Annotated in this window: 14 protein-coding genes; 8 read left to right on the top strand and 6 right to left on the bottom strand. The window is 69.4% G+C overall.

The annotated features are described in order from the left end of the window. Positions 1-32 precede the first annotated feature (32 nt). Entirely contained in the window at positions 33-416 is a 384-nt protein-coding gene (locus ABFX36_RS16455; protein WP_039867714.1) for a universal stress protein, read from the bottom strand. Between the two features lie 171 nt (positions 417-587). Here ABFX36_RS16455 and dprE1 point away from each other — a divergent pair, with 171 nt between their 5' ends. From dprE1 to ABFX36_RS16435, 4 genes are all read left to right on the top strand, one after another. Beyond that, the gene (dprE1, locus tag ABFX36_RS16450; protein ID WP_006897102.1) at positions 588-2,006 is read left to right on the top strand and encodes a decaprenylphosphoryl-beta-D-ribose oxidase; all 1,419 of its coding nucleotides are present in this window, start codon (positions 588-590) and stop codon (positions 2,004-2,006) included. Positions 2,007-2,075: 69 nt separating this feature from the next. Continuing rightward, a complete protein-coding gene (gene dprE2 / locus ABFX36_RS16445) occupies positions 2,076-2,837 on the top strand; it encodes a decaprenylphospho-beta-D-erythro-pentofuranosid-2-ulose 2-reductase (RefSeq protein ID WP_006897103.1) in 762 nt (253 codons plus the stop codon). 6 nt (positions 2,838-2,843) lie between these two features. Beyond that, the gene (locus tag ABFX36_RS16440; protein WP_346077411.1) at positions 2,844-4,796 is read left to right on the top strand and encodes an arabinofuranosyltransferase; all 1,953 of its coding nucleotides are present in this window, start codon (positions 2,844-2,846) and stop codon (positions 4,794-4,796) included. A 4-nt stretch (positions 4,797-4,800) separates the two neighbouring features. After that, complete coding sequence (locus ABFX36_RS16435) at positions 4,801-5,547, top strand: MBL fold metallo-hydrolase (RefSeq protein WP_346077409.1); 747 nt, start codon at positions 4,801-4,803, stop codon at positions 5,545-5,547. Between the two features lie 25 nt (positions 5,548-5,572). On the opposite strand, the gene ABFX36_RS16430 is transcribed toward ABFX36_RS16435, so the two are convergent. The 3 genes from ABFX36_RS16430 to ABFX36_RS16420 all read right to left on the bottom strand — a co-directional run bounded on the left by ABFX36_RS16430 (position 5,573) and on the right by ABFX36_RS16420 (position 8,283). After that, positions 5,573-7,069, bottom strand: coding sequence for a DEAD/DEAH box helicase (locus tag ABFX36_RS16430; RefSeq protein WP_006897106.1), 1,497 nt, complete (start codon positions 7,067-7,069; stop codon positions 5,573-5,575). A gap of 259 nt (positions 7,070-7,328) precedes the next feature. Then, positions 7,329-7,784, bottom strand: a complete 456-nt coding sequence (gene aroQ, locus ABFX36_RS16425) for a type II 3-dehydroquinate dehydratase (RefSeq protein ID WP_346077407.1) — start codon at positions 7,782-7,784, stop codon at positions 7,329-7,331. Between the two features lie 10 nt (positions 7,785-7,794). Continuing rightward, entirely contained in the window at positions 7,795-8,283 is a 489-nt protein-coding gene (locus ABFX36_RS16420; protein WP_346077405.1) for an acyl-CoA thioesterase, read from the bottom strand. 82 nt (positions 8,284-8,365) lie between these two features. Between ABFX36_RS16420 and thpD the strand changes: the two genes are divergently transcribed. The 4 genes from thpD (at position 8,366) to ABFX36_RS16400 (ending at position 19,611) form a co-directional block, all read left to right on the top strand. Further along, positions 8,366-9,307, top strand: a complete 942-nt coding sequence (thpD, locus tag ABFX36_RS16415) for an ectoine hydroxylase (protein ID WP_006897109.1) — start codon at positions 8,366-8,368, stop codon at positions 9,305-9,307. An 88-nt stretch (positions 9,308-9,395) separates the two neighbouring features. Further along, on the top strand, positions 9,396-12,716 hold the full coding sequence (locus ABFX36_RS16410) for an arabinosyltransferase domain-containing protein (protein ID WP_346077403.1): 3,321 nt from the start codon (positions 9,396-9,398) through the stop codon (positions 12,714-12,716). Positions 12,717-12,898: 182 nt separating this feature from the next. Next, complete coding sequence (locus tag ABFX36_RS16405; RefSeq protein ID WP_346077401.1) at positions 12,899-16,234, top strand: arabinosyltransferase domain-containing protein; 3,336 nt, start codon at positions 12,899-12,901, stop codon at positions 16,232-16,234. Beyond that, on the top strand, positions 16,231-19,611 hold the full coding sequence (locus tag ABFX36_RS16400) for an arabinosyltransferase domain-containing protein (RefSeq protein ID WP_346077399.1): 3,381 nt from the start codon (positions 16,231-16,233) through the stop codon (positions 19,609-19,611). The genes ABFX36_RS16405 and ABFX36_RS16400 overlap by 4 nt, the downstream gene beginning before the upstream one ends. A gap of 61 nt (positions 19,612-19,672) precedes the next feature. Here the strand turns inward: ABFX36_RS16400 and ABFX36_RS16395 are convergent, their stop codons facing one another. Both ABFX36_RS16395 and ABFX36_RS16390 read right to left on the bottom strand, forming a co-directional pair. Beyond that, positions 19,673-19,993: a putative quinol monooxygenase gene (locus ABFX36_RS16395; RefSeq protein WP_346077398.1), complete on the bottom strand. Its 321-nt coding sequence runs from the start codon at positions 19,991-19,993 to the stop codon at positions 19,673-19,675. A 148-nt stretch (positions 19,994-20,141) separates the two neighbouring features. Further along, a complete protein-coding gene (locus ABFX36_RS16390) occupies positions 20,142-21,638 on the bottom strand; it encodes an MFS transporter (RefSeq protein WP_346077396.1) in 1,497 nt (498 codons plus the stop codon). Positions 21,639-21,660 lie beyond the last annotated feature (22 nt).

Raw genomic sequence — 21,660 nt, 5'->3', positions numbered from 1 at the left:
TTCTGTCGTCGAACGGCGCGGAGGCGCGCGGCTCAGGGTTCGGGTTTCACCACGAGGACGGGCTTGCGGCATTCGACGAGCAGGTATTGCGAGGTACTGCCCAGCAGCAGCTTGCCGACCTGGGTGCGTCGCCGCATGCCGATGATGAGCAGTTCCGCCTCGGGATCGTCCATCGCGTTGAGGAGTTCCTCGGCCGGGGTGGTGCCGATCGGCTGCGTGATACGGAACTTCACCCCCGACGACGACAGCCGCTCCTGAATCTGCACGATCTCGTCGGCCTCGGCGTAACGCTGGCCGCGTGCCTCGGAGACCGCGTTGATCACCAGGAGATCGGTCCCGCGGCGGCGCGCCTCATCGATGCCGTGCTCCAGGCAGGTTCGCCCGAACGAGCCGGACGAGTATCCGACGACGATCATGCCCGCCACCTCCCTGGTTCCTGTCACATGTCTCGAGAACAGAATGTAGTCGACGCCGGCGATCACCACAGTCCGCGGCGGCCACAGCCAGACCTCGGTACGCAGTGCCGCCCGACACAGCGCCGACTCAAGGATCCCGGACCAGCTGACCGACGAGTAGTCTCTACTCCGATGACGAACACAGCTGTACTCCCGATCGAGACCCGCAAGCTCATGGGGTGGGGCCGGACCATGCCGACAGAAGGCCATGTCCTGTCGACTCCGTACCCGGAGCTCATCGCCGAAGCGGTGGCACGCGTGGCCGACGACAACGCAGACAAGCCCAGCTACCTTCGCCGCGGCGTCATCGCCCGCGGCCTCGGCCGGTCGTACGGCGAGAACGCCCAGAACTCGGGCGGTCTGACGATCGACATGACCCAGCTGACCAGGATCCACGAGATCGACGACGAGACCGGGATCATCGATCTCGACGCCGGCGTCGACCTGGACACCCTCATGCGCATCGCGCTGCCCCACGGCCTGTGGGTTCCGGTGCTGCCGGGCACGCGCCAGGTGACGATCGGCGGCGCCATCGGCTGCGACATCCACGGCAAGAACCACCACAGCGCCGGCAGCTTCGGCAACCACGTGGTCGAGATCTCGCTGCTCACCGCGTCGGGCGAGATCCTGACGCTGACCCCGGGCGGCACCTCCGACGACCCCGACGCCTCCATCTTCTGGGCGACGATCGGCGGCATCGGCCTCACCGGCATCATCCTGCGCGCCAAGATCCAGATGACGCGCACCGAGACCGCGTACTTCATCGCCGACGGCAGCGTCACCAACAGCCTCGACGAGACCATCGCCCTGCACATGGACGGGTCGGAGGAGAACTACACGTACTCCTCGGGCTGGTTCGACGCGATCAGCAAGCCTCCGCGTCTGGGCCGAGGCACATTCTCGCGCGGGAGCCTCGCGCGGCTCGACCAGTTGCCCGACAAGCTCGCGAAGGACCCGCTGAAGTTCGACGCGCCCACGCTGGTGAACTTCCCGGACATCTTCCCGAACGGGCTGGCCAACAAGCTGAACTTCTCACTGGTCGGCGAGGCCTACTACCGGATGGGCGGCAACTACCAGGGCAAGATCCAGAATCTGACGCAGTTCTACCACCCGCTCGACCTGTTCGGGAACTGGAACCGCGCGTACGGATCGAAGGGTTTCCTGCAGTACCAGTTCATCGTTCCGCCCGAGGCCGTCGAGGAGTTCAAGGGCATCATCTACGACATCCAGGCGTCTGGCCATGTCAGCTTCCTCAACGTCTTCAAGCTGTTCGGCGAGGGCAACCAAGCGCCGCTGAGCTTCCCGATGCCGGGCTGGAACATCTGCGTCGACTTCCCGATCAAGCGCGGCCTGCACGAGTTCGTCACCGAACTCGACCGTCGCGTGATGTCCATCGGCGGACGCCTCTACACCGCGAAGGACTCGCGGACGAGCGCGGAGACCTTCCACGCCATGTACCCCGAGATCGACAAGTGGATCGCCACCCGGCGCCGCGTCGACCCGAACCACGTCTTCATGTCCGACATGGGCCGCAGACTGGAACTGGTCTGACCCGAGCCGGCTGAGTCCGAACCGGCTCGACGAGCCCTACACCGACCGCACGTGAGAAAGCAGACACCCATGTTCAACGCCGTCGGCGTTCCGCAGTCCATCCTGATCCTCGGCGGCAGCTCCGAGATCGGTCTGGCCATCGCTTCGGAGTTCCTCACCCGGGGTCCGATGCGCGTGGTGCTCGCCACCGTCCCGAACGACCCGGCGGCCGCCGCGGCGGCCGAGCAGATGACCGCCGCCGGCGCGTCGTCGGTGGAGCAGATCGACTTCGACGCGCTCGCCACCGACACCCACCGCGAGGTGATCGACAAGGCCTTCGAGGGCGGCGACATCGACGTCGCCATCGTCGCGTTCGGAATCCAGGGCGACGACGAGCAGGCCTGGCAGGACCAGAAGCTCGCGGTCCTCGAGGCCGAGATCAACTACACGGCCGCCGTCTCGGTGGGCGTCCTGCTGGGCGAGAAGATGCGCGAGCAGGGCCACGGTCAGATCATCGCGATGAGTTCGGTGGCCGGCGAGCGCGTCCGCCGCTCCAACTTCGTCTACGGCTCCACCAAGGCCGGCCTCGACGGCTTCTACCTCGGGCTGGGCGACGCGCTGCGTCCCGAGGGCATCCGGGTGCTGGTCATCCGCCCAGGCCAGGTCCGTACCCGCCTGTCCGCGCACGTCGCCGAGGCCCCGCTGACGGTGAACAAGGAAGACGTGGCACGGATGGCCGTCGCCGCGGTCGACAAGGGCAAGGACGTCATCTGGGTGCCCGGCCCGTTCCGCTTCATCATGATGGTGTTGCGGCACATCCCGCGCCCGGTGTTCCGCAAGCTCCCCATCTGACGGCCGGTGGAGACCTCCGCTGCCGACCGGCCCCGGCTCTCCGGTCGTACCCGTGACGTCGTCGAACTCGGCGGCGCGGTCCTCGGTGCGGCGGTCATCGCCTTCGCCGGGCTCAAGATCATCGGCGCAGTCGGCTGGCCTGCGTTCAACACCTCCAATGTCACGCGGGCGCTGACCACGCTCGGGCAGACGGCCTGTCTGCTGCTCGCCGTGGTCGCCGTGGTGTGGTCGCGCTACGGCTCGCGGATCCTGGCCTCGCTGTTGTCGGCGTTCGCGTCCGCCGGGCTGGTGACGGTGACGCTGGGCATGCCGCTCGGCGCCACCAAGCTGTATCTCTTCGGCCTGTCCGTCGATCAGCAGTTCCGCACCGAGTATCTGACGCGCCTGACGTCGAGCCCGCATCTGGCGGACATGACCTACGCGGATCTGCCGCCGTACTATCCGGCGACCTGGTTCTGGCTCGGCGGCCGGTACGCGAACACCCTGGGGTTGGCCGGCTGGGAGGCCTACAAGCCGTGGGCCATCCTGTCGGTCGCGGTGGCCGCCGCACTCGGCGCGGCCTTGTGGAACCGGATGGTCGGCGTGACGGCCGGAACCGCCGTCTCGATCGCCGTGACCCTGGTGACCCTGCAGTTCGCGTCGCCCGAACCCTATTCCGCCACCCTCATCCTGGTCGGCATCCCGATGCTCGTGGTCTGCGCGTACGCGCTTCGAGGCCGGTCGAGACTGGCCGGCGGTCCCACGCCGCTGTCGCAGACGAGTTGGCTCGCGGTGATCGCGGGCGGCGTCTTCATCGGCCTCTCCGCCACTGTGTACACCCTGTTCACCGCGCTCTTCGCCGGCACCGCGGTGCTGATGGCGCTGGTCTATCTGGTGCAGGCCTGGCTGCTGCCGCGCAACAAGACGGTGCCGCGCGAGACGATCTCCGCGGAGCGACGGCCCCGCATAGTCGCGGTTGTCATCCGGCTCGTCGTGATGGGGGTGCTCGCCGGCGCCATCGCGCTCATCGTGTGGGGGCCGTACCTCGTCGAGCGGTTCAGGACCGACGTCGCGGTGAGCGGCAGCGCCGAGCACTACCTGCCGGAGTCCGGTTCGATTCTCGCGCTGCCCATGTTCCATGTGAGCCTGCTCGGCCTGCTGTGCCTGATCGGCTTCGTCTGGATCCTGATGCAGTGCCGCCGGCGCACCATCGCGATGAGCATGGCGTGCACTCTCGTCGGCGTCGTCGGACTGACGCTGCTGTCGCTGGCCCTCACGGCCAAGGGAACCACCCTGCTGTCGTTCCGCCTCGAGCCGGTCAGCACGGCCGTCCTCGCCGCGGCCGGCGCGTTCGGCGTGGTGTGGCTCAGCCGGGCGGCGATCGCCCGATTCGGCGACATCCGGACCGTGATCGGAGTGGTGGCAGCGGCCGCCGCGCTGGCCGTCGCCCAGCAGATCCCGTCGGTGCTGTCGGTGGAGATCACCACCGCGTACACCGACACCGACGGCCGCGGCGTACGCGCCGATCAGCACGCTCCCGGCGCCGAGTCGTACTACCCGAAGATCGACGAGACCATCCGTGCCCAGACGGGCCGGCCGGCCACCGACAACGTGGTGCTGACGGCCGACTTCGGTTTCCTCTCGCTCTACCCGTACTGGGGATTCCAGGGGTTGACCTCGCATTACGCGAACCCGCTGGCGGAGTTCACCGAGCGTGCGGCGACGATCGAGAAGTGGTCACAGGCGTCGACGCCGCAGGAGATGAAGGACAACCTCCGCACCAGCCCGTGGCGGGCGCCGAACGTCTTCCTGTTCCGCTACAGACCGGACGGATACACGCTGCGACTCGCAGAGGACGTCTATCCCAACGATCCGAACGTCAAGCGGTATACCGTCACCTTCAACCCCGCGGCCTTCGACGATCCGGCGTTCACCGTGACGGAGATCGGGCCGTTCGTTCTCGTCGTGAAGAAGAGCTGATCGCATGGCAGACCTCGACATCACCACCATCGACCACGGTTCGGCCAAGACGCACCTGGTGCACACGAAGTACGTGAACTGGGTGATCCTCCAGTCCGATGAGGGCATCACGCTGGTGGACGGCGGGTATCCCGGTCACGCCGACGCGGTGGCCGAGTCGCTGCGCCGGGTGGGCAGCGACCTGTCGGAGGTTCACGCGGCCCTGCTGACCCACGCGCACATCGATCATCTGGGCGGGCTGGCGCGGATCGGCCGGACGCGGTCGTTCCCGGTCTACGCCGACCCTGCGGAGGTGCCGCATGCGCGTCGTGAGTTCCTCGAGCAGGCGGACGCGTCGACCATCGCTCCGATCGCCTATCGTCCGCGGGTCCTCGGCTGGCTGCAGGGCGTGGTGCGCCTGGGCGCCCTCGACAAGTCCGGCATCGGCGACGCTCAGCCGCTCGGCGACCTCTCGCTGCTGCCGGGCTCGCCGACCGCGGTGCCGACCCACGGGCACACCCGCGGGCACAGCGCCTTCCTCGCGGGCGACGGCGAGGTGCTGATCTCGGGCGACGCGCTGATCAGCGCTCACCCCACCACCAAACGCCGCGGACCGCAGTGCCTCGACCACGTCTTCACCCACGACGTCCCCGCGAACGAGGAATCCGTCGCGGCGCTGCGCGACCTCGACGCGGTGATCGTGATGCCCGGCCACGGCCCGATGCTGTGCGGCCGGGTCGCGACCTTCGTCGATCAGGCCCTGAGCCGATAGCCTCGGCCGGGCCCGAAGCGAACCGTCAGCCGCGCGGGGCACCCGCCGGGCGACTGGCGCGGCGACGACGGCGCGGGGCCGCCGAACCCGCATCGGACTTGGGCGTCGAGGACGTGTGGACCGCCTTGGCGGCCGGACGCGACGGCTGCGTCTCGCCGTGGCCCGCGCTGCCGGAACGCGGACGTCCCGAACCGCCGCGAGCCGAAGCACCCCGCCCCGAAGCACCCCGTCCCGAACCGCCGCGACGAGCACCGCCGCCGGATGCGGAACCGGAGCCCTGACCCGACCGGCGACGCCCCTGGCCGCCGCCCTGCCGCTGCGACTGCTGCGGCGCCACCGGCGGCGCCTCGCGGTACGGCGCACGCTCACCCACGAGTTCGTCGACGACATCCGACTTCGCCGTCACCTGCTGGCCGGGAACCTTGATCGCGGCCTTCTGCAGCAGCTTGCGGAGATCGCCCCACTGCTCGGGCAGGCAGATGGTGACCACGTCGCCCGCCGAGCCCGCACGCGCGGTGCGGCCCGAACGGTGCAGGTACGCCTTGTGCTCGGCCGGCGGATCCACGTGGACGACGAGTTCCACACCGTCGACGTGAACGCCGCGCGCCGCGACATCGGTCGCGACGAGGACCTTGGAGCCGTCCGGTGCGGCGAACGAGGCGAGGTTGCGGTCGCGCTGCGCCTGCGACAGGTTGCCGTGCAGATCGACGGCGGGCACGCCTTCGGCGGTCAGCTTCTTGGCCAGCTTCTTGGCCTGGTGCTTGGTGCGGGTGAACAGGATGCGCCGTCCGGTACCGGAGGCGAGCTCGCGAACCAACTCGGTCTTGTCGGCGGCCGAGCCGACGCGGAACACGTGATGGGTCATCTGCGCCACCGGCGAGGTCGCGTCCTCCAGCGAATGCGTCACCGGCGTGGAGAGGAATCGCTTCACCAGCTTGTCGACGCCGTTGTCGAGCGTCGCGGAGAACAGCATCCGCTGGCCGCCCGCGGGGGTGGCGGCCAGGATGCGGGTCACCACCGGAAGGAAGCCGAGGTCGGCCATGTGATCGGCCTCGTCGAGCACCGTGATCTGGACGTCGTCGAGACTGACGATGCGCTGTCGCATCAGGTCCTCGAGACGTCCGGGGCAGGCGACGACGATGTCGGCGCCCGCGCGCATCGCCGACTCCTGGCGGGTCTGCTTCACACCGCCGAACACGGTGGTGACGCGCAGGCCCACGGCCGAGGCCAGCGGCTCCATCGCGGTGGCGATCTGTGTGGCGAGTTCGCGGGTCGGCGACAGCACCAGTCCGGTCGGGCGGCCGGGCTTGCGGCGCACGCCGGCTCCGGCCAGGCGGGTCACCAGCGGCACGGAGAAGGCGAGAGTCTTACCGGAGCCGGTCTTGCCGCGGCCGAGGACGTCGCGGCCGGCGAGAGTGTCGGGGAGCGTGCGCTCCTGGATGGGGAACGCCTCGGCCTTGCCTTCGGCGGCGAGCGCGTCGGCGATGGGGGCGGGCACACCGAGATCGGCGAATGTGGTCATGGAGGTGGGAGCCTTTGCATGCGGGCATCCGCGTACGGCACATAGGCGCCGCAGAGCGGATTCAGGTGGCGAACACGCGCGGCGGGCGCGTGTCGGTTCGCCGTATGAAAGTTCGACGCACCCGCGTTGGATCCGGGGTCTGCGTGGAGGCGTTCTACGACGCACGGCGCATTTGCGCCGAATGAACGAGCGTGCGCAGTAGCACGCTCCGACTCGTCCATCCTACGGCATCGGAACCGATAAGCGGTGAACGAGCAGGTCAGCGCCCCATGAGGGCGGCGATTCGGCGCACCGCGAACTCGTATCCGGCGGTTCCGCAGCCGACGATCACCCCCGCGGCGATCGGCGAGATGTACGAGTGATGGCGGAACGGTTCGCGGGCGTGCACGTTGCTGATGTGCACTTCCACCACCGGCACCTCGGGCACCACGAGGGCGTCGGCCAGCGCGACTGAGGTGTGCGTCCATCCGCCCGGGTTGATGACGATGCCCCCGATCTCGCCGCGGGCGGCGTGGACGGCGTCGATCATCTCGCCCTCGTGGTTGGTCTGCAGCGCCCGGACCGTCAGGCCGAACTCGGCCGCGGTCCGGCGGGTCGACTCGACGACGTCTTCGAGGGTGTCCGCGCCGTAGACCTCTGGCTGACGCACCCCGAGCATGTTCAGGTTCGGGCCGTTGAGCAGCAGAATCGGCGGAGTCTCGGGGGCATCAGACATGGTTGGGACTCTACTCGGCACCGCCGTGCGCCGCCGTGGGCGACGGCTCCGCCAGACCGCGCAGCGTGTGCGCGACCGACTCCGGCAGCGGGCGGGACCGCTCCGTCGCGGTGTCGACGTTCACGTACACCAGCCGCACCTCGCTGACCGGCTCCCCGCCCCTGCTCATCGCGAACCGCAGGGAGAAACTCGACCGGCCCACTGACAGGCACGTCACGTCCACGTCGATCACGTCGTCGAACTTCGCGGGCCGGGAGAAGGTGATCTCGGCTTTCACCACGGATGGGTCGAGTCCGTCGTCCAGTAGTCCGGGATACGGGTGGCCGATCGCGCGGAACCACTCGGTCATCGCCACATCGGCGAGTTCCATGTACCGCGCATTGAAGAGAAAGGTCTGCGTATCGGTCTCGTGATACCGAACCCGGTGCTGGTAGGCGATCAATCGTCGGTCCTTTCGCATCTCGGCGATGTGATGCTCTCCCGATACTGCCTCACCCACCGGCCGCCCGACTCTGGTAACGGTGGAGGAGGTCCATCACACGCGGGCCGGTCCGGCCCGCCGCTATTGGAGGGAGGATTCCTTGACTACCGCGCGGAGCACCCACGAGGCCGTCGACGACCGCTACCCCTCGCGGCTCGACGCCAGTGCCACCCACGACATCAACACCATTCCCCGGCCCGATCCGACGGTCTGGGGCGCCACCCCCGGCCCCTTCCCGGCGACGGCGCTCGCCGAGTACGAGCGCAAGGGGTTCCACATCGAAGACGGTCTGTTGACCCCGGCTCAGGTGCAGGAGTGCTGGTCGGAGTTCGACCGGATGACCGACGACGCCGACCTCGCCGACAGCGGACTGCTGATCCGTGAACGGGAGTCCGGGGCCATCCGGTCGATCTTCCGCGTCCACCGGGTCAGCCCGGTCTTCGAGGCCCTGGCCCGCACACCCCGGATCCTCGACCGCGCCCGCCAGATCCTGGGTTCGGAGGTCTACATCCACCAGTCGCGGATCAACGCGATGCCGGGCATGGCAGGCACGGGGTTCTACTGGCACTCCGACTTCGAGACCTGGCACGCCGAGGACGGCCTGCCGGCGCCGCGCACCGTGAGCCTGTCGATCGCGCTCACCGACAACTTCCCGTTCAACGGCGGCCTGATGCTCATGCCCGGCGCCCACCGGACGTTCGTGCCCTGCATCGGCGAGACGCCCGACGGCCATTTCCACGAGTCCCTGCAGGACCAGCGCGTCGGCGTCCCCTCGCCGAGCGCCATCACCGAGCTCGGATACGAACACGGCATCGAGCAGTTCACCGGCGCCGCCGGCGCCGGCCTCTTCTTCGACTCGAACTCGATGCACGCCTCCGGTAACAACATCTCGCCCTACCCGCGGGCGAATGTGTTCCTCGTGTTCAACAGTGTCGAGAACGCGCCCCGCGAACCGTACGGGGGCACCGCACCGCGGCCGGACTATCTCGCCGAGCGCGACGTGACTCCGCTGACCCCGCTGGCGGATTCACCGTTCGCGTGAGGAACGGCCGCCGGCCCGGATCGGGCCGGCGGTGCGCGCGGCGGCGGGGCGGCGGGCACCGCGAACCGCCGGGCTAGGATGACGACCTGTGCCAGCTTTCACCGTCCGACGCGCCCAGATAACCGCGATCGTCACCGGCGCACTGGGCGTCCTCCTGGCTCTGGCCACCCCGCTGCTCCCGGTGAAGCAGACTGTCGCGGAAGTGAGCTGGCCGCAGCACGGCGTCGTGGAATCGGTCTCGGCACCGCTGTTCTCCTACGCACCGATCAACCTGAGCGTCGACATTCCGTGCTCCGCGGTCGGCTCCCTGCCCGCCGGAAAGACGGTGCTGTTCTCGACGACCTCGCCCTCTGCGCCGAAGGCCACCGACCGCGGACTGTTCGTGCGGGTCACCGGCTCGGAGAACCCCAGCGTGGAGGTCGTCACCCGGAACATTCCGATTCTGTCGGCACCGTTGTCGCAGGTGCGCTCCAGCGCATGCGAACAGATCCGGGTCCGCGCCACCTCCGACGAGGTCAGCGCGGCCTTCACCGGCCTGCGCACCGCATCCGGCGAGCCCCTCGAGGCCGCGACCGGATCCGGCAACATCCCCGGCGGCGACCAGCGTCCGCAGGTCACCGGGCTGTTCACCCAGCTCACCGGCCCGGCGTCGACGCTCGGCGGTCTCGATGCCCACATGGTGATCGATTCCCGCTACAGCACGGCGCCGACGATCACCAAGTGGATCGCCATCGTCGTCGGAGTGCTCTGCACGCTCATCTCGCTGGCCGCGCTGGCCCGGCTCGACGCCACCGACCGCCGCGGGCACCGCCGGATCTTCCCGGCACGCTGGTGGCGGCTGAACCCTCGCGACTACACCGTCATCGGGCTGCTGGCCGTCTGGCACATGATCGGGCCCAACACCTCCGACGACGGCTACCTCATGACGATGTCGAGGGTGGCCCAGAACAGCGACTACACCGCCAATTACTTCCGGTGGTTCGGCGCGCCCGAATCACCGTTCGGCTGGTACTACGAGGTCTTCGGTCTCCTCAGCCACGTGAGCGTCGCGAGCCCGTGGATGCGGCTGCCCGCCCTCGCCTGCGGGATCGTCAGCTGGCTCATCATCAGTCACGAGGTGATACCGCGGCTGGGACGCGCCGCACGCATCCGCCCCGCCGTGCCGTGGACCGCCGCCGCGGTCTTCCTGGTCGCCTGGTTCCCGTTCAACAACGGCCTGCGGCCCGAGCCCATCATCTGCCTCGGCGCCCTGCTGACCTGGTGTTCGGTGGAACGCGCCATCGCCACCGGCAGGCTGCTCCCCGCCGCGGTGGCCTGCGCGGCCGGCGCGTTCAGCATCGCGGCCGGGCCCACCGGCGTGCTCGCGATCGCGGCCCTCGTCGCAGGTGCGCGCCCGATGTTCCTGGCCCTGCGCCGCCGCGCGATCGAGGTCGCCGCGCTCACCGGCCGCGGCCGGTTCCAGGCCTACGCCGCACTGCTCGCGCCGATCGCCGCCGCGGGCACCTTCGTGATCTTCGTGGTCTTCTCCAATCTCACGCTGCGCGCGTTCAGCGAGGCGTCGAAGATGAAGACCGCGCTCGGACCGTCACTGAACTGGTACAACGAGATCGATCGCTACTCGTCGCTGTTCGCGTTCTCCGCCGACGGCGGCATCGCCCGGCGCTTCGCGGTTCTGGCGATGGTGCTCGGCATGACGGTCGCCGGAGCGGTCCTCATCCGCAAGTCACGCATTCCCGGAACCGCACTCGGACCCGCGCGGCGCATCGTCGGCATCACCTTCGGTTCACTGCTGTTCCTCATGTTCACGCCTACCAAGTGGACGCATCACTTCGGCGTGTTCGCCGGACTGGCTGCCGCACTGGCCGCCCTCGCCACCATCGCCGCGAGCAGTCAAGCCACCCATTCGCGCCGCAATCGGACGATCTTCGGTGCGCTGGTCCTGTTCGTCGCCGCGCTCGCGATGACTGCACCGAACTCGTACTACTACGCCTCGGCCTGGGGTATGCCGTGGGGCGTCTCGCAGGTCATGGTCGCCGGCGTCCCGCTCGGCGACATCCTGCTCTACGCGGCTCTGGCGCTGCTCTGCCTGGCGTTGTGGTTCCACTTCCGCGAACCGTTCACCGGCACCGATCCGCACCCGGCTTCGCCCGCTTATCCGTCACGGCTGCGCCGCTCGGCCGGCGCCGCGACCCACATGATCGCCGCCGCCCCGCTCGGGATCGTCGCGGGCGTCCTGGTGGTCTTCCTCATCGCGACCGCCGCGATGGCGGGAGTCCGTCAGAGCGACTCCTTCTCGGTGCCGCGATCGAATTTCGCCGCCCTCGCCGGCCGTCCGTGTGCGATGGCCGACAAAGTCCTGGTGGAGACCGATCCGAGTCGCTTCCAGCTCACACCGGTCGACGCCTCGCTGGCCGACCCGCTCGCCGGATCGCCGACGCACTCCGATTCCGACAACGGTCCGACCACCGGTTTCACGCCGGACGGCATCCCCGACGAGGTGGAGACGAAGGCCTCTTCGGGTTCGCTCGGAGTTCTGGCCCGGGACGCCGCCTACGACCCCGATCTGCTCATCGCGAACAGCGGGGGCACCGGCGGCGGCACCACCGAGACCGCGGGCGTCAACGGAAGCCACGCCCAGCTCCCGTTCGAGCTCGACCCCGCCCGCACGCCGGTGATGGGCAGCTACGACGCCGACGAGCAGACGCCGTCGTCGCTGACCTCGGGCTGGTACCGGCTGCCCGCCGACTACAAGAGCCGCCCGCTGATCACCCTGTCTGCCGCGGGCGTGTTCCCGTCGCGGAATCTGCGGCTGGAGTACACCGACGCCCGCCTGACGCCGGGGATCAAGGACGATGCGATCGAGTCGACGGGCTCGATCGGCCTCATCGACCCCGGACCGCGGCCCTCGTGGCGGAACGTGCGGATCGACACCGCGTCGCTGCCCGACGATCTGACCGCGGTCCGCATCGTCGCCACCGACAACGACCTCGCGAAGGACCATTTCATCGTGGTCACGCCGCCGCGACTGCCGGAGATGACGACGCTGCAGCAGACCGTCGGCAGCTCCGACCCCACACACGTCGACTGGACCTCGGGTCTGGTGGTGCCGTGCCAGCGCCCGTTCGACTTCCATGCGGGCGTCGCCGAGATCCCCAAGTGGCGGGTCCGTCCCGGCGCCGACCTGGCCGCAGTGAGCGCATGGCAGGGAGCCCTGGGCGGCGGACCGCTCGGCTGGCTGGAGGTGTCGCAGCGCGCCGACACCGTCGCGACCTACCTGAGCGACGACATCGGCCGCGACTGGGGAGCTCTCGAACGCTATACGCCGTACGACGCCGCGGTGCCCGCCCAGATCGACTACAGCGAGAAGGTACGGAGCGGACTGTGGAGTCCCGCGCCGATCCGCTACTGACACCCGGAGCCGGATACGCGGGATCCTGACGAGACCAGAGGCGCCGAGAACAGAGGCGCCGAGAAGAGAGGTGACGAGGAACAGGCCACCACCGCACGGGACAAAGGGCGGATAACGGGCGGATGTGACGCCCCGCGGCACGTTTGGGCCGTTCCGAGCCCGGTCGACTAACGTCATAGGGCGTGCCAGACCCGACTCCCACTCCGCCGGACGCCGAGCCCGACCGTCCTTCGAGCCCGCTGACGGCGTCGACCGCGCGATGGGTCGCCATCGTGGCGGGCCTCATCGCCGTGGTGGCTGCGATCGTGACTCCGCTTCTGCCCGTGGCGACCACGTCGGCCACCATCTCTTGGCCGCAGGGACAGTCACTGAATCCCGACAACCCGTCTGTCGTCGCGCCGCTCATCGCGCAGACCGCCCAGGACGTCGACATCACCCTCGACTGCCGCGTCCTCGCGCAGCTACCCGCAGGCAAGACCACCGTGCTGTCGACGATGCCGCCCGGCGCGCAGAAGGCCGCGAGCAAGGCCCTCACGGTCACCGCTACCGATTCCGCGGTGTCGGTTCTGTTCCGCAGCAATCTGGCCGCAGTCGCCGATCGGGGCGAGATCGCCTCGGGTCGGTGCGAGCGTCTGCACATCTTCTCCTCCGCGACCGCGACGGGGGCGCAGTTCGTCGGTCTCGGTCCGGCGAAGATCCTCGAACCCGATACGCGCCCGCAGATCGACGGCCTGTTCACCTCGCTCACCGCCGCGCAGGTGAAGGCCGCGGGTGACGGAATCCGCTCCCGAATCGTCATCGACGACCGTTACGAGAGCCACGCCTCGGCGGCCAAGATCGCCGCGATGGTGATCGCCGTGCTCGCGACTCTCGTCGCGCTGTTCGCACTCTGGTGCCTCGACCGCATCCACGGCCACACCGGCGCCCTCATCGCACGAAGCGGCTCCCGGCTGTCGCGACTGCGTCCCAAGGTCTCCGACCTGGTCGTCAGCGGCGTGCTGCTGCTGTGGACCTTCCTCGGCGCCGGCGCTCCCGACGACGGTTACATCCTCAACATGGGCCGCACCGCGGGCGAGGCCGGCTACATGTCGAACTACTACCGGTTCTACGGCATCGCCGAGGCACCGTTCGACTGGTACTACAGTTTCCTCGCCCTCTGGGCGAAGGTCTCTCCGACCATCCTGTGGATGCACATTCCGCAGCTCGTCGCCGGCGTCGCGTCGTGGCTGATCCTCTCGCGCGTGGTGCTCCCCCACTTCGGCAAGGCCGTCGCGAGGAACGCATGGGCCGAGTGGACGGCCGGCGCGGTCTTCCTCGCCTTCTGGCTGCCCTTCTGCTCGGGTCTGCGCGGCGAGGCGATCATCGTCCTCGGTTCGCTGCTCACCTGGTGGGCCACCGAGTCGGCCATCACCCGCAGGCGGATCCTGCCCGCCGCACTCGCCGCGACCGTTGCCGGACTCACCCTCGCACTCGCGCCCCAGGGCGTGGTCGGTGTGGCGATCCTCCTCGTCGCCGCACGCCCGATGCTGCACGTTCTGATCGACCGCCGGCGCGAATCGGGACTGCTCGCACTCTTGGCTCCCATCGCCGCCGCCGGGACCGTCGTCGCCGTCGTCGTGTTCCGCGACCAGACGCTGATGACCGTGCTGGAGGCGATGAAGATCCGTTACCAGACGGGCCCCATCGTGCCGTGGCACCAGGAGTTCCTGCGCTATTACTTCCTGTCCGTCGGCACCCCCGACGGCGCGCTCGCCCGCCGGATCCCGGTACTGCTGACATTCGTCGCCGCGTTCCTGGTCGCCGCAGTGCTCCTGCGCCGAGGCGGCGTCAAGGGCGTCGCCACCTCGCCCGCTTGGCGGATGATCGGCGCTTTCGGCGTCACCCTGCTGCTGCTGTTCGGCACGCCCACCAAGTGGACGATCCAGTTCGGCGTGCTCACCGGTCTCGGATCGGCCCTCGCCGCGCTCGCGGCGATCGCGATCGCACAGAGCGGCGCCCGTTCGCTGCGGAATCTGTCCGCGCTGACCGCGGGACTGCTGTTCGCACTCGCCGCGGCGGCCGCGGGCACCAATGCTTGGCCGTACGCGTACAACCTGGGCATCCCGTGGTTCAACATCGCACCGGTGGCCGCCGGTTTCGAGGTCTCCACCATCCTGCTCGCGCTGGCCGTGGTGGCCGTCGCCGTCACCCTCTGGCTGCATCTGCGCAACGACTACGTCGCCAACAAGGGGCTCGCCCATCACGCCGAGGGCGTCCCGGACAGCCCCGCCGACAAGCGCCGGATCGCCCTCGCGTCCACGCCGCTCCTGGTGATCGCCTCCCTGATGGTGGTGGCCACCATCCTGGCCTTCGGCCGCGCCGTGGTCATCCGTCACCCGGCGATGACCGTGGCCTCCAACAACGTCGACGCGCTGACCGGGAACACCTGCGGTATGGCCGATCAGGTTCTCGCCGAACCCGATCCCAACGCGAACATGCTGACCCCGGCCGGTGGCGCGTCGCCGACCGCCGCGCTCACCGGCGCCGATCCGGTCGGGTTCACCCCGGACGGCATCCCCGACGACCTCTCTCCGGACACCCGCAGTTCCCGCGCCGGTCAGATGCACGTGGGCGGTTCCACCTCCAAGCCCTTCGCCATCATCGGCGGTCTCGGCGCCGGCACCACCGGAGGCGTCGGCCCGAAGACGGTGAACGGCTCGACGGCGCTGCTGCCCTTCGGTCTCGATCCGAAGACCACCCCGGTGCTGGGCAGCTACGGGTACAACGCCAACGCACATCTGACGACCGGCTGGTACGAGCTCCCGGCGCGCGACGCGTCGCCGCTGATCGCCTTCGCCACCGCGGGCGCGGTCTCGACCATCGACGCCGACGGCGTGCCGACCTTCGGACAGAAGCTGGTGGTCCAGTTCGGCAAGAAGGGCCCGGGCGGCTCGTTCGTGCAAGTGGGCCCGGAGGTCGTTCCGATCGATCCCGGACCGGTGATTCCCAACCGGCCGTGGCGCAACCTACGCGTTCCGATGACGCAGGTGCCGCCGCAGGCCGAGGTGATGCGCCTGGTGCTGGCCGACACCAACCTGGGCCCGATGCAATTCATCGGCATCACGCCGCCGCGCGCCCCCAAGTTGCAGACCCTGCAGGAGCTGGTCGGCTCCACCGCACCGGTGCTGATCGATTTCCCGGTGGCCGCGCACTTCCCGTGCCAGCGACCGCTGGCGATCCGGCACGGTGTGGCCGAGGTCCCCGACTGGCGCATCCTGCCCGACTACGTGACGGCCAACTCCCAGTCGAAGACCTGGATGGCCGCCAATTCGGGCGGTCTGCTCGCCGTCACCGAGGGCACCACGTCGCAAGTCACCGTCCCGACGTATCTGCGCGACGACTGGCATCAGGACTGGGGCTCGCTGGAGAAGGAGTTCCCGCTCAGTCCGGGCGCGGTCCCCGCCGCCGTCGTCACCGATCCGGTGCGCAGCTGGGGCTGGACGCGAACCGGGTCGATCCGGGTGGAGCCGAGTAAATGACCGAGCGTGACGGGAATGAAGAAACGGTGACCGTGAACGATTCTCCGCAGACCGCCGAGGCCGGAGCGACCGGCCGCCTGCGTCGGCTGAAGACGCGCGACTACCGCAACGCCAAGCTGGTCGCCGCGGTGACCGGTCTGCTCGGCTTCGTGCTCGCGGCGCTGACGCCCATCCTGCCGATCGATCAGAAGACGTCGGAGCTGCACTGGCCGCAGAACGACGCGGTCACCAATGTCACCGCGCCGATGGTCTCGTACGTCCCGACCTCGATGGACGTCTCCGTGCCGTGTTCACTGGCCCGGAGTCTGCCCGCCGACGGCGGCGTCCTGATGTCGACCGTGCCCAGGCAGGGACGTCAGGCCACCGCGCGCGGGTTGTTCGTCCGCGCCACCGACAAGTCGATCAGCATGATCGTGCGCGACGTGGTGCTGCTCTCGACTGACCGCGCCGCGGCGCAGAGCGACCCCGGCTGCCGCTTCGTGATGACGGGCGACGGCGACGGCGTCACCGCATCGATCGAGGGTGTCGCGCCCGGCGACAGCACGGCTTACCGCACCGACGATCCGGACATGCGGCCGCAGATCCTCGGCGTGTTCTCCGATCTGCCCCGTGACGTCTCACGCGACGGTCTGTCGTTGAACGCGACCGTCGACACCCGCTTCATCAACTCCCCCACGCCGCTCAAGTTGGCGGCGATCATCGTCGGCATCATCGCGACGCTCTTGTCGTTGCTGGCGCTCGGGGTGCTCGACGCACGGGACGGCCGCGGGCACAAGCGGTTCCTCCCCGCCGGATGGTTCACCATCCGAGGCCCCGACGTCGCCGTCTTCCTCGTCCTGGCCGTGTGGTGGCTGATCGGCGGCAACACCTCCGACGACGGCTACAACATCACCGTCGCCCGGATCACGAGCGAGGCCGGCTACGCCGACAACTACTTCCGGTACTTCGGCGTCCCGCAGGACCCGTTCGGCTGGCACTTCCAAGTCCTGTCGTGGATGACGCACATCTCGGTCGCCACCCCCTGGCTGCGTCTGCCGAGCCTGCTGCTCGGTCTGCTCGGCTGGTGGCTCATCAGCCGGGAGGTGATCCCCCGGCTGGGTCGGTCGGTGCGCAACAGTTCGGCGGCCGTCTGGACCGGCGCGATGGTGTTCCTCACCATCTGGATGCCGTACAACAACGGCATCCGCCCGGAACCGGCCGAAGCCGTGGGCGCGCTGCTGACCTGGTGCTGCGTGGAGCGCGCGATCGCCACTCGGCGGCTGCTGCCCTACGCGATCGCCGCGATCGCCGCGGCCTTCACTCTGGCTCTCGCGCCGGGCGGACTGATGGCGGCGGCCGCCCTGGTGGCGGGCCTGCGCGGGATCGTCAAGACGATCGTCGACCGGCGCAGGCGCGACGGACTGCTCCCGATGATCGCGCCGCTGCTGGCGGCGGGCACGGCCGTGCTGTTCATGATCTTCTACGCGCAGGCGCTCGCACCGCTGCTGGAGGGCAACAAGGTGGCGGGCGAGGTCGGCCCCACCGAACAGTGGTGGCAGGAACCGGTCCGCTACTACTACCTGATCCTGCAGACCGGCGACGGCACCTTCCCACGCCGCTTCGGCATCCTGATGATGATCCTGGCGCTGGTGATCGCGATCTTCCGGCTCGCGTCGAGGCGATCGCCGCAGGGCATCGCGCGGGCTCCGATGTGGAGGCTGGTCGCCGTCATCATCGGCACGATGTTCTTCACCTCCTTCACCCCGACCAAGTGGACGCACCATTTCGGCATCTACGCGGGTATCGGCGCGGCGCTCTGTGCGGGCGTGGCGGCGATGATGGCCCCGGCCCTGCTCCGTTCGCGGCGCAACCGCGCATTCTTCGCGTCGGCCGTGTTGCTGGTGACGGCGGTGTCGGCGGCGGGCACCAACATGTGGTGGTACGTCGGAAGCTACGGCGTTCCCTGGTGGGACCGCCCGGTGGCCCTGGGCGGGATCAAGCTGAGTTGGATCGTGCTCTTCTTCGCCGTTCTCACCGCCGCGGTGGGTCTGTGGTACCACTTCCGTGACGACTACGTCGACGACGCGACCCGCACCGGCACCGCCCGTACCGGCTTGGCTCGGTTCAAGTTCTCGCCGTTGCCGGTGATCGCCGGACTGCTGGTCGTCTTCATGCTCGGCTCCTTCGTCAAGGGCGCCTGGGTGCAGCGCGACAGCTGGTCGTGGGCCAAGTCGAATGTGCGCGCGCTCACCGGTGACGAGTGCGGGTTGGCCAACGACGTCCTCGTCGAGGACGATCCGAATGCCGCGATTCTGCATCCGGCGGCCGTCGACGGACATCCCGCGCCGACGCCGCGCGCGGCCCTCTCAGGCCAGAACGTCGGCTTCACTCGAGACGGCATCCCGGCCGGAACGTTCATCGATCCGCTGGAGGAGAAGGACGGAACCGACGAGGACACCGATCCGGCGACCGCACCCCCGACCGCCGGGGGCGGCGCCGCGACCGCGGACACCGCCGACAACGGCACGGACGACACCGAGCAGAATCCGGTGGGCGCCGAGCCGACGGCACCCACCAGCGCCGTCCGGCTGCCCTACGGCCTCGATCCGGCCACCACCCCGGTGCTCGGCAGCTACGGCTCGCCGGGTGTCAACTCGGTGACCACCGACTGGTACGACCTCGGCTTCGAGGCGGGCCGCGCCCCGGCCGACAAACCCCTGCTGACCGTCGCCGCGGCGGGTTCGATCGAGGCGGTGAACGGCCTGGGCGCCCTCACCCCCGGACGGAAACTGACCGCACAGTTCGGCCGCCGGGAGGCGAACGGCCGGGTGACCCCGCTGGGCCGGGCGCTGACGCCGGTGGACGCGATGGAGCAGAAGTACTGGCGCAACATGCGGTTCGCGTTCGCCGACGCACCGCCGCGCGCCGATGTGGTCCGGCTCAGCGTGCTCGACGACGCCGCCGCGGTCAACGAATGGGTGGCGTTCACGCCGCCGCGCGTGCCCGCACTGCGCACCCTGAACGACGTCGTCGGGCGGACCGACCCGGTGTTCATCGACTGGATGCCGGGACTGGTGTTCCCGTGCCAGCGGCCGATGGCCGTCAGCTACGGAATCCTCGAGATCCCGGACTGGCGCATCATGCCCGACGCCGACGCCACCAAGCGCAACAGCCAGACCTGGTCGGCGGGCGTCAACGGCGGTCCGCTCGGCATCACCGACGGACTGCTCAAGGGCACGCTGGTGCCGACGTACCTGCGCAACAACTGGGGCCGCGACTGGGGCGGCCTGGAACGGTACGCGATGGTGGTCGACGCCGAGCCCGCCGAGATGGTTCACGGGTCGCATCAGGTGAGCGGACTGTACAACCCCGCGCCGATGCGCTCGAAGGGCTACTGAGGCTCCGCTCGGGAGAGGGGTGAGCAGCGGATCGGACCGGCTGCCGCGGGCCGCGGCGTTCTCAGTCGATCCGCAGCTCACCCATCTCGTCCCAGCCGTCGCCGTCGACCTGACGGGAGACGATCCTCGGGGTCGAGACGAGGTGCGGGCGCATCGCCTCCAATCCCGCGGCGAAGTGGTCGCTGGAGACGTGCGGGCCCGCTCCCTCGTCGGTGAAGGCCTCGACGAGCACGTACTCCGACGGATCGTCCAGGCTGCGCGACCACTCGAACCACAGGTTCCCCGGCTCGGCTCGCGTGGCCGCGGTGAATTCGGCCACCACGTCCGGGAACCGGTCGACGCTGTCGGGCTTGACCTGGAATTTGACGACGATGAAGTACATGCGGGTCCTGTCTGGAGTTGGGACGATTGCCGATCCCATTATCGGTCGTCCCGCCCGTACCGGCCACGGATCGCGGCGCCCGGCGGTCAACGGCAGTCGGTGCGCTTCTCGTGCCGGGCCGAGGTGAACAGGTCGATCGCGTCAATCGTCATGAGGGCGTTCCTTCCAGTCTCTTCTCGTTCGTATCGCCCTTCTCGTTCGCATCGCTGCGGTCACGCGCCGCGGCCTCCACGAGCGGCGTGACGGTGCGCGTCCGCCGAGGCGTGCGGCGCGGCAAGAGCACGATCGCCGCCACTGCCGCCAGGGCGAACAACCCGGCGGCCACCGCCAGCCCCAGGGCGTAGCCGCCACTCACCGCCACGGGGTCGACCGACGTCCCCGATCGGTGCGCTGCGATGGTGGCGAGGGCTGCCACTCCGACTGCACCGCCCAGTTGCCTGGAACTGTTCATGAGTCCGGAGGCCATGCCCGCCTCGTGCGGAGCGACGCCGGTGGTCGCGGCGGTCGCGACCGGCGCCAGGACCAGGCCGACACCGACGCTGGTGAGGATCGACGGGCCGAGCACATCGACCATGAAGCTGCCACCTGGATCGATCGTGGCGAACCAGCAGAGTCCGGCCGCCGCCACCACTGCCCCCGGCACCAGCGCGGTTCGCGGCGAGTGCGCCGCCGTGATGCGGACGGCGACGACGGTCCCGGCGATCAGTCCGGCCGTGAAGGGCAGGAACGCCACTCCTGTGGTCCCCGCGCTCAGGCCGAGGATGTTCTGCATGTACAGCGATACGAGATAGAACGCCGCGAACTGCCCGGCAGCTGCCAGGAAGACGATGATGTTCGCGCCCGAGACCCACCGGTCGGCGAGCAGACCCGGACGCAGCAGCGGTGCGGCAGACTTCGCCTCGATCACGATCAGACCCGCCAGGAGCAGCCCCGCGGTGGCCAGCGTCGCGATCGTGATCGCTGATCCCCAGCCGACGGTGTCGGCGCGCACGACGCCGAGCACCAGAAGTACGGCGCCCGCGGTCGCGGCGAGCGCGCCCGGCCAATCGAGCCGCTGACCCCGTGCGGACGATTCTCCGGCAGGCACTCCGAGCGGGATGAGCGCGAGCGCCGTCATCACGATCGGAATGTTGACGAGCATGACCCAGCGCCAGCCGGCGTACTCGGTCAAGAGTCCACCCGCGAGCACCCCCAGCGCGCCGCCGGCCGCATTGACCGCACTCCAGACCCCGAGGGCCCGCACCCGGGCCCCGCCCTCGGGAAACGTAGCGGTGAGCATCGCCAGTGCCGACGGTGCCACCGCCGCGGCACCGAGGCCCTGACCGGCCCGGGCCGCGATCAACTGCCACGGCGCGTGCGCCGCGCCGCCGGCAAGGGAGCAGACGCCGAACAGGATCAGTCCCGCGACGAAGACCCGGCGGCGGCCGTAGAGGTCGCAGGCGCGTCCGCCCAGCAGCAACAGTCCGCCGAAGACCAGGGCATACACGTGCACCACCCACGACAGATCGAGCGGAGCGAAACCCAGGTCGAGCCCGATGGTCGGGAGCGCGACGGTGACGACGGACATGTCCAGAGCGACGATGAACTGAGCGACGCAGGCCGCGGCGAGCACCACCGTCGGCTTCCCGATCCTATTTTTGTACATGTATAAAAACTAACGGCGCGTC

Origin of the sequence: Gordonia cholesterolivorans (assembly GCF_039531975.1) — a bacterium.
Lineage (GTDB): Bacteria > Actinomycetota > Actinomycetes > Mycobacteriales > Mycobacteriaceae > Gordonia > Gordonia sihwensis.
The sequence above is the reverse complement of the archived record's forward strand: the minus strand, read 5'-3'. Positions and strand labels throughout refer to the sequence as shown.